Origin of the sequence: Micromonospora sp. C95 (genome assembly GCF_018070465.1) — a bacterium.
In the GTDB taxonomy this organism is placed as follows: domain Bacteria; phylum Actinomycetota; class Actinomycetes; order Mycobacteriales; family Micromonosporaceae; genus Micromonospora.
In genome coordinates, this window is record NZ_JAGPXT010000013.1 from 54,632 (window position 1) to 68,440 (window position 13,809).

A 13,809-nucleotide genomic window follows, 5' to 3' on the forward strand; every position below is an offset into this window, starting at 1 on the left:
GCCGGGCCCGCCTCTACGACGTGCATTTTTCCGGATGCGTCGATGGTGGACAAGGCTCGACCAGCCGCGGGGGAGCATCGCCGAACGCGGCTGTCGGTCACGCCTCCCGTTTCCGCGTGCGGATTCGCCACCCGCGACCGCACGGCCGGGTGGCGGTGCCGCTCATCGCGTCGGAGTCACCTTGGTGATGCCTTCGGGGGCGTCCGGGTTGTTGCCCCGGGTCACCGCCAGAGCGAGCGTCAGCCGCTGCAGCGGCAGGATGTCGAGCAGCGGACTGTAGCGCTCATCCACGCCGGGAACGTGGAGCCGGTCGTGGGCCCCCGCCACGTCGGTCGACGAGACCACGGTGACCTCGGATTGCCGGGCCGCGAGCCGGGCGACGACCTCGCTCATCGCGACACCGCCGGGGCCCTGCCCGACGACGGCGAGCACCGGGACGCGCGGGGCCGTGACGGCGAGCGGACCGTGCAACAGATCCGCGCCGGAGTATGCGAGGGCCGGCAGGTACGACGTCTCCATGATCTTGTGTGCCGCCTCCCGGGCGGTCGGATATCCGTAGCCCCGGCCGGTGATGACAAGGCTGTCGACGAAACGCAGGCGCGAGGCGATCGGCTCGGCGCCGTCGTCCTCGAGGAGCCGCGCGGCGAGTTCGGGGAGGGTCGCGAGGAATGACGCCTCCGGCTCCGGTAGCCGCCCGTCGCCGGCCCGCACGCCCTCGATCAGCATCAGCAGCGCGAGCAGTTCGGTCGTGTAGGTCTTCGTGGCGGGCAGGGCTCGCTCCACGCCGGCGTCGAGGTGAATCACCAGCTCGGCGTTCTGCGCCAACAATGAGTCCGGTTCGTTGGTAATGGCCACTGTGGTCGCCCCGGACTTACGCGCCGCCTTCACGAGCTCGCACAGGTCCGGCGATCGGCCGCTCTGCGAAACCCCGATGACGAGCGCCTTGGAGTAGTCGGCCTGGGTGCCGAACAACGTCACGGTGCTGGGAGAGCCCAGGCCGGCGGGCAGCGCCAGCCGGATCTCGGCCAGATAGGCACCGTAGAGCGCGGCGTGATCCGAGGTGCCGCGGGCGGTGAGCATCACGTGGCGCGGTCGGCGCGCGGCGACGACTGCCGCCACCTCGGCGATCCGGGCGGCCGAGCCCGGCGCGACGAGCCGGGCGAACGCCTCGGGCTGCTCGCTGATGTCGGTGGCCATGCCGACGCCGATCCCGTTGGTGCTCGTAGGGTGCGCGTTACCGGAAACCATCTGCTCATTCTTGCGCATACCAAGCTGCTGCCGCAACAAAACACGCACGCTCAGCGTTCGCTCACCGAACAGGGGACGAGTCGCTCCAGGATGTCCGCCGTGAGTTCCTCGGCGGGGCGCTCCGCGTCCAACACCACCACCGCGGGGCACTGCTGCGCCAGGCGCAGGTACTCGTCACGGAACGTACGCAGAAAGCGCACGTGCTCGTTGGTCTGGGCCGGCTTCTCCGTGCGCGTCACGATCCGCTTCCAGGCCAGCGCCGGGTCCACGTCGAGCAGGAACGTCACCTCCGGCGGGCGGACCAGTCGCAGCATCCGCATGATCCACAACGGATCGACGCCGTAGGCCCGGGCGTACGCCTCGTAACAGAGCGGGCCACGGTCCCAGATCACCGTCTGGCCGGCGGCGAGCCGGGGCTCGATGTTCAGCCGCGAATGTTGGACGACGTCGCAGGCGATGACGAACTCGCGAAGTGTCGGCGGTATCGCTGGATGGTAGGAATGTGGGTCGCCGAACATCTCCTCGGCCAGATGGAAGATGCTGTAGGTCGCCGACAGGCTGGTCTTCGAGGTGACCACCTCGATCCCGCGCCCCGCCAGCGCCGCGGCGACCGCCGCAACCTGCGTGCTCTTGCCGCTCCCATCGATGCCCGCGAAGGAAACGAACTTCGGCAACCCCATGATCTCCCCCTGATCACTGGCCGACCCGGTACCTATTCGCCGAGCATACTGATCGGAGGCTAGCTATGCCGACCCGTCAGATGACCACCCCCCATCGACGCCTGTTCTCACTCACCTGCTCGGGCGTCGGGCGGCTACCCGCCGCGTCCTCGTCCGGCACCGCGAACAGTGCGCGCTGCTTCACTACGCGCGCGTTGAGTGCGATGTCGTCGAGCAGCTCGGGTGGCACATGTTCATCCTCGAAGATGGCTTCCCACGGGCACTCCGGCTCACACGCCCCGCAGTCGATGCACCCGTCAGGATCGATGAACAACTGGTTCGGCAGGTCGGCGGCGGCATCGGGAACCGGCTTGACGATGCAGCTCACCGGGCAGACCTCCGCACACGACATGTCGACACAGTCTTGGCATAGCCGGGTGATGACCCACGTCACAGTGCGTCCTTTCGAGGGAAGGCGGCGCGGAAGCCGAGAAGGAACGAGGAGAGCCGCTCGGCGGCGGCGTCGAACCACACCCGGCCCTTCTCCGCCGTGGCCAGGGATGGCGACCCGATGACACCGCTCATCGACAGCTGGTCGAACACCTCCGGCATGAACATCGGGGACTTCTCGACCAGATCGTGGTGCAGACCCGGCAGGCGTCGGTAACTGATCTCGTCCTCGATTAGCTCCGTCCGGACGCTCTCCGGCCGCAGATGAAGCATCAACGAGGTCTCGAACTCGCAGCCGTGCGCCATGCCGCCGGGCGTGGGTGACTCGCGCAGCTCGCGCACCTCGGATAGGCAGAGGTTCCAGTACGAGCAGCACGCGACCCGGAACGTGGGGTCCTCGTTCAGAACATGCGTCGCGGCCCGGACGAGGTCGTTGTTCCACCCGTGGCCGTTGACGATCACCAGCCGGCTCCACCCGGATCTGCGCACCGACCGCCCGACCCCCACCAGCAGGTCCAGGTAGGTGGTGGCCGGCACGGAGACGGTACCCGGGAACGACAGTTCCTTCTCGTTGTAGCCGAAGGGCAACGCCGGCAGCACGTGATCGCCGGAAGACGAGCAGGCCGCCACCGCGACCCGCTCGGCGAGGAACCGGTCGGTGTCCAGCGGCAGATGGGGGCCGTGCTGTTCGCACGCACCTGTCACCAACACCGCGGTGGGGTCGCCGTCGCGGAACGCGCCGGCCACATCCGTCGTGGTCAGTCTTCCAGCATCCATGTCCAGCCAGTCAGCAGGGCTCGGCGACGGTACTCACGGCGGTCCCGGTCAGGCAGGTGATCTTGGAGGTGATGTCGGGCGGCAGGGTGGCCAGATCCCGGATAAGGTTCTCGCGGATCTCCGCCGACCGATGCAGATGCGCGATTCGCTGCCGGTCGAACGCCTCCTCGCTCCAGTCCGTCATCGCGATGTCGAGCGCCGACTCGAAGAACTGCAGTCCCGTGTCGTTGAGCGTACCGAGGTGCTTGTCCGCGATCGTTTGGATTCGTCGCACCATGTCCTCGCCGAGGTCGCCGTTGTGCGCCCTCCGCCAGAACGCCGGCACATCGACCACGGCGAAGCGTTGGAAGAACTTGTCGATCTCGATGAAGTCGGCAGTGTAGCCGCGCATGAACGCCTTCCCGAGGTGGCCGATCTCCGCGACCTCCCAGTCGTACACGTCGTACGGAGAGTCGTAGCTGAAGTCCACCGCGAGCATCCCACGCTTGATCAGCATCGTGGAGATTTCCGTACCGGGGAAGACGTCCAGCGTCTGGCAGTAGTTGGAGTACAGGTACATCTGGCCGACCGAGTGGAGGAAGTGGCCGTCGATCTTCAGATCCTGCCAGGAAGTGAACGGATCGAACATGATGAACCCGATCTGCAGGCCCACCCGAGCCTCCCGGAGCTGCTGCAGTACGGCGTAGTACTCCTCGGGCGACTCGTGCTTCTTGAAGTACTCGAGGCGCCGCGGAGATCCCGATTCGACGCCGATGTACACACAGCTGAGGCCACTGCGCATCAGCTTGGCGATCAGCTCCCGCTCGCCGTTAATGGCGTCGGCACGCAGCAGCGCCCGGTATCCCACCTTGAGCCCCGACTCGATCAGCAGGTCGGCGATCTCGGAGGCCCGCTGCCGACCCCGCTTCGAAGGCGGGATGAAGTTGTCCTCGCTGAACCAGAAAAACTTGATTCCGTACCGCTCGACCAGGTTCTTCATCTCCTGCACGACCAGTTCGGCGCTGCGCGCCCGCCACTTGATGCGGTAGCCCAGTGACGGATCCACGCAGAACGTGCACTTGAATGGACAACCGCGGCTCGTCGAGATCCGCGCGTCCGTGATGTTCATGCCGCGCGAGATCATCTCTTCGAGCGTGTCGCGGGCGGGTTCGGGCAGGTCGTCGAGGGCCGGCTCGGGCGGTGGGCCCGTGTAGACCATGAGGCCCTTCTCGCCGCGTAGGTACAGGCCGGTGATCGACCGCAGCTCGGCTCCGGTGGCCATCGCGTCCACCAGTCGACCCATGGTGATCTCCCCGTCGCTGGCCACGACGGCATCGACACACGGCTCGCGGTGCAGCAGGTCGCGAGCGCTGTAGAACGCCTGGTGTCCGCCCCAGACGATGAGCAATTCCGGCCGCAGCTCCTTGAGCCGGTACGAGATGTCCAACGCCTCGCGAATCGTGATGCCGGTGATCGACATGCCGACGATCTCCGGCTCGGTCGCCAGGATCTGCTCCGCGCAGTCGTTGGCGTCCTTGACCGGCGCCTTCTCGGCCAGTTCCCAGTAGGAGATGTAGCTGTCGACCTGGAAGTTCAGAATCTTGACCGGTACGTCTCGTTGGCGCAGGTACGCCGCTATGTAGCCAATGCCGAGGTGCTCGGCACCGGCCTGCGACACAGCGGAGGAGCGCTTCTCATCACTCGACGGCAGGACGAGCGTCACCCTTTTCATCTGGACCTACCTCCCTCGGTTGCGAACTCGTTCCCCATCGCCGCCAGCGCTGGCTACCCCTGGCGTGGGCAGTGCACCGGCCGGATCCTCTTGCCGAGACACTCGTTGCAGCCGTCGCAGGCGCCCTGGCGGACGCCGGCGAGGATCTTCGCCGGCAGATTGGGCTCGACCACCAGCGCACGGGAGAGCGCGACGAAGTCGGTGCCCCCCTCGGTGACCGCGCGAGCCATGCCTGCGGCGGTCCGGAAACCGCCACAGGAACCCACGACCAGGTGTGGGTGACGCGCCTTCACCCGGCCGGCGAACGGCACGAAGTAGCCCTCGGATCTGACGTCCGCCTCGCCCAGCCGCGACGGCGACAGCCAGGGCCTCGCCGCGGGTGTCCAGGCGCTCCACTCCACCGCGGACACCCGGGTCCGCGCCAGCGCGTCAGCGAAGACGTCGGCGTCGGGCACGTCGTAACCGCCCGGGACGAAGTCGGAGACGTTCGCCTTCACCAGCACCGCCAGGTCCGGTTGTACTGCGGCGCATGTCTCATCGAGGACCCGCAGCGTCGTTTCGAGCCCGTCGTGTCGTACCGGACGCCGCCGCAGTGGTGGCGCCTTGGCGACCAACTGTCCCAGCAGGTAGCCGTGTGCGGCGTGCACCTGCACGGCGTCGAAACCCGCCTCGGCGGCGGCGCAGGCCGCGTCCCGGAATGCTCGCACGATGCCGGCCTCGTCGTACCCGCCGAGTGCCAGCGCGCCACCGTGGCCGAGCTGGGCACACATCCGTGCGGGGCCGGCGTCCCGGCAGGCGGTGATGATCTCCGCCCAGGCCGGCACGGCCGGTCCGGGTCGCAGCACACCGTGGCTCATGCTGGCCCGTACCGAGGTGTCGACCGCGAGATAGCCGGTGACCACCATTCCCGCGCCACCGGCGGCCAGCTCTTCATGGATGCGCCGCATGTCGCGGGTCGGCAGGCCGTCCGCATCGACCGCGCGCTCCGTGGTCGCGGACCGGACGATCCGGTTTGCCAGGCGCAGCGATCCCATAGCCAACGGCCGCCCGAGGACCGCGGCCGCAGCGTGCCCGGCACCGGGCCGGTCGACCACGGTCAGCAGCGGGCGGGGGCGCAGCTCGTCGACGAGCCCGGATACCAGCCCATGCGCGCGCAGCACCGCGTCCGCCTCGGACAGCTCCGCGGTCGTCGGATTGCGGGCCGATGGCGACGCGCCGACGAAGCCGGCCAGCTCGTGGCGGCCGAGCACCGCCACCGAGACGACCTCGGGAAGCAACGCGAACCTCAACGCGGTCTCGGCGACGGCCCGACCAGCCGTTGACCACCGTCCGACAAGCTCGCGGGCCGCGGCGGCGCGCGCGTCGACCGCGGGTGTCCCGGTCGCGGGGAGATTCTGCCCGGGTGGTCCTCCGGCGGCCAGCAGACCCTCCTCCAGCGGGTTACGTACGATCACCGCGCCGCCCCACCCGCGCAGCCGTCCAAGGCACTCGAGGAGCACTTCCTGCCGGACCGCGCTGAAGGGCAGCTCCACAGCGTCCAGCCCGGCCACCTCGATCGCGGTGCTCAGCTCCGCTGCCGTCCGCACCGCGGCACCGACCGTCCGCAACCGGTGGCGGTGTTTCAGCTCGACGAGCTGGTGGAGTCCGTCGGTGTCGGCGCCGGTGTCCGTGCCGGTGAATTCGAGCAGGACCAGGTCCGGCGGGTCGTCAAGCGGCGACCTCCCGATCATGGCCGCGGCAGCAATGGGTCGGGCGGCGAACGACTCGGGCACCGTGGGCGCGCTGGGCCACACCGGCCCCGGCCGGACGACGCGGAAGAAGCGCACACCTCGGTCGTACGCCGCGGTCCAGAGGTCCGACTCGGCGGGATCTCCGGCAAGCCCGACCTCAGGGAACGTCAGACCCGTCGAGCCGAACCGACGCAGCCGCGGCCGCGTCGTCAACATCCGTGCTCAATCGACATGGCCGACCGCCGTCGTACCCGGAGTCTCGTTCGTCAGCAACGAGAGAAGCTGGTCGAGGGGCTCCTCCAGGCGCCGGTACTCCGACACGTCAAGCGACACCGCGAGCGTCGGCTTGTCCGGATCGAGGTAGAACGACCGGTAGCCGCGGACCACGTCCGCAATCCCCGTCAGCGGATAGCCCCACTCGTGGAGAAGCGGAACGCCGTACTCGCGCAGCGTTTCCAGGAGCTGATCTGGCCGGGCCGCGTTGAGCAGCACCCCGAACAGCGCCACCCCCATCTCCATGGCGTACAGCGGTGCGGGGTCACCCGCCGCGGTCCACTCGACATCGAAGTCGATGAAGTGCAGGTGCCCGTTAGGGTCGACGATCTCGTTGTAACCCCACCGGTCGCCAAGGATGATGCCCTGCCGATGGGCGCTCATGAGTTGGTGGAGCAGTCGCAGCACGGTGGCCGGGTTGCCCACGTCGCGCAGCTCCTCCGCGAGCGGTCGGCCGGGGACGTACTCCAGCGCCAGCCACTCCTCGCCCTGTGCGGCGACCGCGGGCGTGCGCACACCTGCGGCCCGAAGCCGCGCGATGAACGCGGCCTCCTCGTCCAGCGTACGCAACCGGAACCTGCCCCCCAGTTCGGACATGTGAGCGTGCTCGTAGAGCAGGCGCAGGTAGTTGACGGTCGCACGCCGGTCGTTCTCCTTGCGGACGCGCATCACATACGCGGCCTTGGATCCCGTCAGGTGCACGACGGTGTTGAGCATCCCGCCACTGAGCTCACGCACCGAGTAGTCGTCGGATGGCAGCGCCATCAATGCCTGCCGGACCAGCTCCGACATCGAGTCGCGCACCGGCGCGGCAGGCCGTGGCCCTTCGGTGCGGCGCCGCCGACCCGGCAGGTCGACCGCCGCCGTGGCCACCTCCCTGTGCAAGTCAGCCAGTTGGGCGACGCCGACCCGCTGGGCGGTCCAAGCGTTGTCGCGCAGCTCGAAGAAGCGCTCCCCGCACCGGTGCCGGCGGGCTTCGTCGATGGCGGCCATGAAGAACGTCATGTTCGCCTCGTTGAGGTCCCGGATGACCGCCTCCTCACGGCGCTGCCAGCCCGCCAGGTCGACGTGGCCGCGCAGCTTGCGGTAGAGCCGGGGTAGCAGGTTTGTCCGGTACCGGTACAGCCACTTGTCGCGGGTGACGGTCTCGCTGTCGTGCGACTGTTCGATGAGCTTCGAAAGCCGGCCCAGGTCGCGGTCGGCGAAGTCGTACGCGTCGTACGGGGAGGTGGCGTCGAAGCCCTCGTGGAGCAGTCCGTCGCGCTTCATCTCGTCGGCGATCTCGGTACCGGGGAAGACGTCCAGGGCGTGCGTGAAGTTGCTCTCCAGATACATCTCCTGGATCTCGTGCAGGAACGTCGCCGACGCCTCCAGATCCGCGAAGCTGCAGTACGGCTCGTACATGATGAAGCCGCACTGCAGCGCGATCCCGAGCGCACGCATCTCGTCCACGATCTGCTTGTGCTGGTGGACCGTGGTGCGCTTCTTGAACCTGTCGAGCTGCTCCTCGCTGCCCGCCTCGAGCCCGACGAACGCCGACACCAGGCCACTCTCCGCCAGGCGGGGCAGCAGTGACGGGTCGCGCAGGAAGGTGTCGGAGCGGAACCGCACCCGGTAGGTGAGGTCGAGACCGCGGGCGAGCAGGTCGTCGGCGATCTCGCGGGCGCGACGTTGGGAGGACGGGGCGCCGGTCACGAAGTTGTCGTCCGACATCCAGAAGTGATCGATGCCCAGCCGACGGTTCAGCATCTCCATCTCGTCGACGGTCTGCTTGGCCGTGCGCGCGTACCACATCCGGTCGTAGCGCATGGCGTCGATGCAGAACGTGCAGTCGTAGTTGCATCCCCGGCTCGTTGTTATCCGGCATTCGGTGATCGGCGCGCGCAGCAACATCCACATGAGGTCGTCGCGGGCCGGTACGGGCAGGTCGTGCACGCCCTTGGGCATCGCCCGATACATGTCCATGATCCCCCGGTCGAGCGTGCGAGACCGGGTCACCATCTCAGGGATCGAACAGGGAAAGACGCCCCGGGTGAGGGCGTGCCCGAGCAGCACCATCGCGCGCTCGCCGTCCTTCATCCCGATGAAGTCCAGGACCGGGAACTTGTCCATGAGTTCGCGGTGGCACAGAATCGCGTGCGGGCCGCCGAGTCCGAGTACGCAGTGCGGTCGCTCCGCCCGGATGATCTCGCAGACGCGCAGGCTCTGCAGCAACGTCATGGAAGTGACACAGAGGCCCACGACGTCAGGGTGGGTGGCCAGAATCTCCTTCGCGATGTCTTCGGCCGAGTAGCTGTCCCGGGGGTCCTCCAAGCCGTCCCAGGCGTTGAAGAAGGTCGACAACTGGTAGTTGAGCTGTGTCGCCGGAAATCCCTGGGAGCGCAGGTAGGCTGCGATTGATCCGAGCCCGAGATGCTCCGCCCCGGCCATGGAGACGGCGCTGGAACGCAGCGACTCGGTGCGGGGCAGGACGAGCGTGAACCGCGGCGAGTTCCGCAGTCGGACGTGCTGCACACGCGACTCCGCAGTCTGCGCCGGATCAGGCTCGAACTCGTTGAGAATGATCAGATTGGCCACTCGGCATCCTCCCGTTCCATCGTTCCGGAGGGGGGAAGGCCGTTGATGCGGGCGTGGTTGGCGCTCGCCATCTGGTCGGCCTCTTTCGCGAGTCTCTCGAGTCGCTGCAGATAGGGCCGGCGCTCGGCCCGCATGGATCGAAAGCAGCTCTCGAGCACCTCCATGTCGAAGGAGTCCTCGGCATTGTCGATCGCGGCATGGATGGTCTTGTGGTGCACCATCGCCATCAGGTCGAACAACTCCTCGGCCTCCTCGTTGATGGACCGGTACACCGAAGAGACCGCATCGCTGAGGTGGTTGCCCTGGTCGAGCCAGAGCAGGCGGGGCAGGTTGAACGCCCGCAGTCGCATCAGAGAACGGTCGATCGCCATCAGGGGCGCGCTGTAGAGCGTGTCCATGGCCACCGCCAGTGGCGCGATGCGCGGGTCCTCGTACTCGTACCGGCGGAAGCCACCCCGGTACGGGTGCTCGAAGTGGCCCAGACCCTTCTTCTGGATCATCCGCCGGTACGGGGTCCCGGGGTAGACGTCCATGCTCTGCGCGAAGTTGAAGAGGTTGTACGCCTCACCGATCTCCAGCAGGAAGTCGGTGTCCTCCCGCATGTCTGGGAAGGAGGTGAGCGGGTCGTAGAAGATGTATCCGATCTGTAGTCCCATGCCGACGCTGCGGATCGCGCTGATGGTGGTGCGCACCTGGTCGGTGGTGCACTGCTTGCCGAAGTACTTGAGCCGGCGCGGGGCGGCGGATTCGACGCCGATAAGACCCATCGTCACACCTGCGCGGAACATCAACGGGATGAGGTCGTTTCGCCCGTCGAACGCGTCGGCCCGGAAGTACGCTCGCATCGTGATTTTGAGCGGGCTCTGCAGCAGCGCGTTGCAGATGCCGCTGGCCCGTTCCTGAGACTGGGGCGAGCGGCTGACGAAGTTGTCGTCGACCAGCCAGAAGTGGTTGATCCCGAACCGCTCGTGCAGGTCTTCGATCTCGCGCACGACGTCGTCCGGCGGCCGCAGCGTGTGGCGGCGGAAGCCCGCCCGGTCGGACGTGGCGCAGAACGTGCAGAAGTCCATGCAGCCGCGGCTGGTGCTCAGCCGCGCCTCGTTCGCGCCGGTCTGCGCGCGGATCTTGGCCAGGTCGTCGCGGGCAGGATGCGGCAGATCCCAGAGGGCGTACCGGTCGGCGACCTGGGGTGGCGGCGAGGGCGCGGACACGCCCGGCAGACTGATCCGCAGCAAGTCACCCTTACGCGCGCCGATTCTCCACCCGCCACTGAGTGAACCGTCCGCGCGCCGGACGAAGAACCCGTCGCAGTCCTCCAGGCTTTCGCCCGCGTGCATCCGCTGGAGAAACGCTGGCAGGGTGAAATCGCAGTCGCCAACACCGATCGAGTCGATGTACGGCTCCTCCTTCAGCAGTGCCTCGGCTGCCGCTGTCGCCTGGTGCCCACCAAAGCAGACATGCAGATCGGGGCGGCGTTCCTTGAGGATCGCGGCGAGCCGCAGCGACGTCTCCAGGGTCGGCCCGGTCACGGTGATCCCGCAGAAGTCCGCGTCCTCGGCGAGGATCTGCCGGGCCATATCCTCCGGGTCCGGCTGGATCTCCAGGAAGCCTTCCTGCCTCATCACCCGCAGGTAGGTCTCCAGATCGAAGTTCAGAATCTTCGCGTCGAATCCGGCACGACGCAACGACGCGGCGAGATACGCGACACCGATGTGCTCCGGTCCGGCGACAGAGGTGAATGCGACGCCGGCGTGAATGAGCGGCGGAACCACCAGGACCGCCTTCAGGGTATCGCTGACGGACACGGCCATAGAGCCCCCCGCACTCGAATGAACTGATGTTGGGCATCCGATGGGAATAGCGTCAGACGGTGATCATTGGAATCCGGCAGCACGGAAAGCGCCCACCACGCTCACCACTAAACGTGCCCCGCGGTCGTCGACAATGAGATCATGTGCGTCAATGGACTGCGCCGAGAGTACGCAACCGGCAGTCGGGGTGTCAATGATCACATTAGATCCAGCCGCTAGGCGACGACAGCGCGTCGTGGCGGGATTGGGTCTGTCAAACGAGCGGCCCTGTTCACATTCGGTGGTGACGGAGGGATGCTGCTACCCGAGGAGGATGCGGTGGCGGAGCAGGGTGAAGCCTGCTCGTCCGTGCCTTTGACGTGCGATCCGATGGAACCTCGACCCGCTGGGCGTCGCCGGGGGACGTCCGAACACCGGCCCAGCCTGCCGTTTTGCTACGTCCCGATCGGCTGGCCGTCCGGCCGCCATACCGCCACGACTCCGGGTTTGGGCAGGTCACCGGCGGGCCACCGGGATGCCGGGCTGTCTGCGGTGGAGCCGCTCATCTCGCCGGGGTGCTGGACCGCGACGATGACCGTGCGGCGGTCTTCGGTGATGACCGGCCCGCACACTTCGGCTCCGATGGGCGCGCTCAGGAACTGCCGCACGTAGCCTGCTTCGGCGCCCGAGACCGGGGTGACGAACAGCCCGTCGTTGCCGCCCAGCGCGTACTCGCTATCAGTAGCAAGCCACAGATTCCCGGCAGCGTCGAGCGCAAGGTTGTCCGGGGATGACATGGGAGACACGGCGGTCTTGTCGTACCCGCCGTAGTAGGTGCTCGGATCGGCTGGATCACCACAGATGATCGGCAGCGACCAGGAGAAGGCGGTGGCCGCGAGGTCCCGCCCGTCTTCGACGATTTCGAGGATGTGACCATGGCGGTTCACGGCACGCGGATTCGCCGCGTCCGGCAGCGGATTGTCGGCCGCGCCCCGGTAGGAGTTGTTTGTCAGGGCGCAGTAGACCCGCCCGGTGGCGGCGTCAGGCTCGATGTCCTCAGGCCGGTCCATCTTGGTGGCGCCGACCCGATCTGCTGCCAGCCGGGTGTTCACCAGCACCTCTGTGACCGTCATGCCGGCAACGAGGGACCTGCCGTTGCGGGCGAGCGGGATCCACCGGCCACGGGCCCGGGGCGCGGCGCCGGTGGCCGCACCGCCCTGGTCGAGCCCGGCAGCGGTCGGAGGAGCGAACGCCGCGACATAGAGGGTGCCGGACTCCAGCAGCGTGAGGTTCTGTCGCCGGGCAGCGGCGTTGCCCCTGCGGTCGACCCGCCCGCTGGAGACGAACTTGTAGATGTATTCGAAGCGTTCGTCGTCGCCGCTGTAGACGACCGCATGCCCGTGCCGGCTGACGGCCGTGGCGGCTCCCTCGTGCTTGAACCGGCCGAGGGCGGTGTGCTTGCGCGGAGTGGAGCGCGGGTCGTACGGATCCACCTCCACGATCCAACCGAACCGGTTGGCCTCGTTGGGATGCTTGGCGAGATCGAACCTTTCGTCGGCGATCTCAGCGCTCGGCCAGCCACGGTTCTCGACGTCGAACCCGTACCGGCGAAGCGCCGTCCTCATCGCCTCCGGGGCGGCGTTGGCGCCCACGAACGCGCCGTTGAAGTTTTCCTCTCCGGAGAGCACAGTGTCCCACGGCGTCACGCCGCCGGCGCAGTTGGCCATCGTGCCCTGGACGTGTCGGCCGGCGGGGTCGGCCGCGGTGCGTAGCAGGTCCGACCCGGCGGCGGGTCCGGTCAACCGGAACCGGGTGTTCATCGCCGTGATCCGCCGGTTGTACGTGCGTGGGCCGACGCGGACCAACTGCCACTGGCCACTCGATCCGACCCGTTCGACCTCGACCACGAACATGCCGACCGCGGCGAGCATAACCAGCACCTGTTCCGCGGTCGGCATCGCCGTCAGGCCGGGGAACATCAGCTCGGGATTCGGGTACTCGTGGTTGCCGACCAGCAGCGCACGGCGGCCGTCGTCGCCTAGTGGCAGCAGGGCCAGGAAGTCGTTGTTGTAGCCGAACTGCCGTTCCTGAGCGTCGCGGGTCTGCCGGTGTGGATCCCACGCCGGCGCGTCGGGTAGGACGGGATCGCCCCAGGCGATCACGACAGCGTGCTGGTACCCGGGCGGGACGACGACGGCATCCCGAGTGTTGGTTGGTACCGGTTCGAACGTCAGACGACCGGGTGCCTCGGGGGCGGGACCAGAGCTGGAGTCGGCCGAGGCGGACAGGGTCAGGCCGACCAGGCCAGACTGGAGCACCAGTGCGCCGGCCATCAGTGCGTTTCGCCGGGAGATGTTCTGCCGGAGCAGATCCCCGAAGTATGGATTGGTCGAGGTGTTCGGAGCGGGGTGAGCGCAGGCACTGCCGCAGCGATACTGGCAGGTGACCGGATCACGGCCAACCCGTCGGATGGGTAGACGGAAAAGGGGCCGCCGATCCTGCGACACCGAATGCCTCCCCCGTTGAACCATGGCGCAGACCCGCATGATGCAATCACATGAATTGATCTCGAGCAAGGTGGGCGATGCAGGATG

At 67.7% G+C, this 13,809-nt stretch carries 9 protein-coding genes; all 9 read right to left on the reverse strand.

Going from position 1 to position 13,809, the window contains the following annotated elements; translation table 11 throughout:
- Positions 1–162 precede the first annotated feature (162 nt).
- The 9 genes from KBX00_RS16870 to KBX00_RS16910 all read right to left on the reverse strand — a co-directional run bounded on the left by KBX00_RS16870 (position 163) and on the right by KBX00_RS16910 (position 13,746).
- Positions 163–1,197 (reverse strand): SIS domain-containing protein, encoded by a 1,035-nt coding sequence (locus tag KBX00_RS16870; protein ID WP_210828193.1) that lies wholly within the window; start codon positions 1,195–1,197, stop codon positions 163–165.
- A 101-nt stretch (positions 1,198–1,298) separates the two neighbouring features.
- A complete protein-coding gene (gene tmk, locus KBX00_RS16875) occupies positions 1,299–1,928 on the reverse strand; it encodes a dTMP kinase (RefSeq protein WP_210828060.1) in 630 nt (209 codons plus the stop codon).
- A 76-nt stretch (positions 1,929–2,004) separates the two neighbouring features.
- Positions 2,005–2,295 (reverse strand): 4Fe-4S binding protein, encoded by a 291-nt coding sequence (locus tag KBX00_RS16880; RefSeq protein ID WP_307868760.1) that lies wholly within the window; start codon positions 2,293–2,295, stop codon positions 2,005–2,007.
- A gap of 62 nt (positions 2,296–2,357) precedes the next feature.
- Positions 2,358–3,134 (reverse strand): creatininase family protein, encoded by a 777-nt coding sequence (locus KBX00_RS16885; protein ID WP_210828062.1) that lies wholly within the window; start codon positions 3,132–3,134, stop codon positions 2,358–2,360.
- A gap of 10 nt (positions 3,135–3,144) precedes the next feature.
- Positions 3,145–4,845 (reverse strand): B12-binding domain-containing radical SAM protein, encoded by a 1,701-nt coding sequence (locus KBX00_RS16890; protein ID WP_210828064.1) that lies wholly within the window; start codon positions 4,843–4,845, stop codon positions 3,145–3,147.
- 53 nt (positions 4,846–4,898) lie between these two features.
- Positions 4,899–6,791 (reverse strand): hypothetical protein, encoded by a 1,893-nt coding sequence (locus KBX00_RS16895; protein WP_210828067.1) that lies wholly within the window; start codon positions 6,789–6,791, stop codon positions 4,899–4,901.
- Between the two features lie 6 nt (positions 6,792–6,797).
- Positions 6,798–9,425, reverse strand: a complete 2,628-nt coding sequence (locus KBX00_RS16900) for a B12-binding domain-containing radical SAM protein (protein ID WP_210828069.1) — start codon at positions 9,423–9,425, stop codon at positions 6,798–6,800.
- On the reverse strand, positions 9,413–11,236 hold the full coding sequence (locus KBX00_RS16905; protein WP_210828070.1) for a B12-binding domain-containing radical SAM protein: 1,824 nt from the start codon (positions 11,234–11,236) through the stop codon (positions 9,413–9,415). Before KBX00_RS16905 ends, KBX00_RS16900 begins: the two co-directional genes overlap by 13 nt.
- A gap of 434 nt (positions 11,237–11,670) precedes the next feature.
- Entirely contained in the window at positions 11,671–13,746 is a 2,076-nt protein-coding gene (locus KBX00_RS16910; RefSeq protein ID WP_210828072.1) for a PhoX family phosphatase, read from the reverse strand.
- Positions 13,747–13,809 lie beyond the last annotated feature (63 nt).

Bases quoted from the DNA above. Each gene is read 5' to 3' on its own strand.
- KBX00_RS16870 (WP_210828193.1), bottom strand. From the start codon at position 1,197: ATGGCCACCGACATCAGCGAGCAGCCCGAGGCGTTCGCCCGGCTCGTC.
- tmk (WP_210828060.1), bottom strand. From the start codon at position 1,928: ATGGGGTTGCCGAAGTTCGTTTCCTTCGCGGGCATCGATGGGAGCGGC.
- KBX00_RS16885 (WP_210828062.1), bottom strand. From the start codon at position 3,134: ATGGATGCTGGAAGACTGACCACGACGGATGTGGCCGGCGCGTTCCGC.
- KBX00_RS16890 (WP_210828064.1), bottom strand. From the start codon at position 4,845: ATGAAAAGGGTGACGCTCGTCCTGCCGTCGAGTGATGAGAAGCGCTCC.
- KBX00_RS16895 (WP_210828067.1), bottom strand. From the start codon at position 6,791: ATGTTGACGACGCGGCCGCGGCTGCGTCGGTTCGGCTCGACGGGTCTG.
- KBX00_RS16905 (WP_210828070.1), bottom strand. From the start codon at position 11,236: ATGGCCGTGTCCGTCAGCGATACCCTGAAGGCGGTCCTGGTGGTTCCG.
- KBX00_RS16910 (WP_210828072.1), bottom strand. From the start codon at position 13,746: ATGGTTCAACGGGGGAGGCATTCGGTGTCGCAGGATCGGCGGCCCCTT.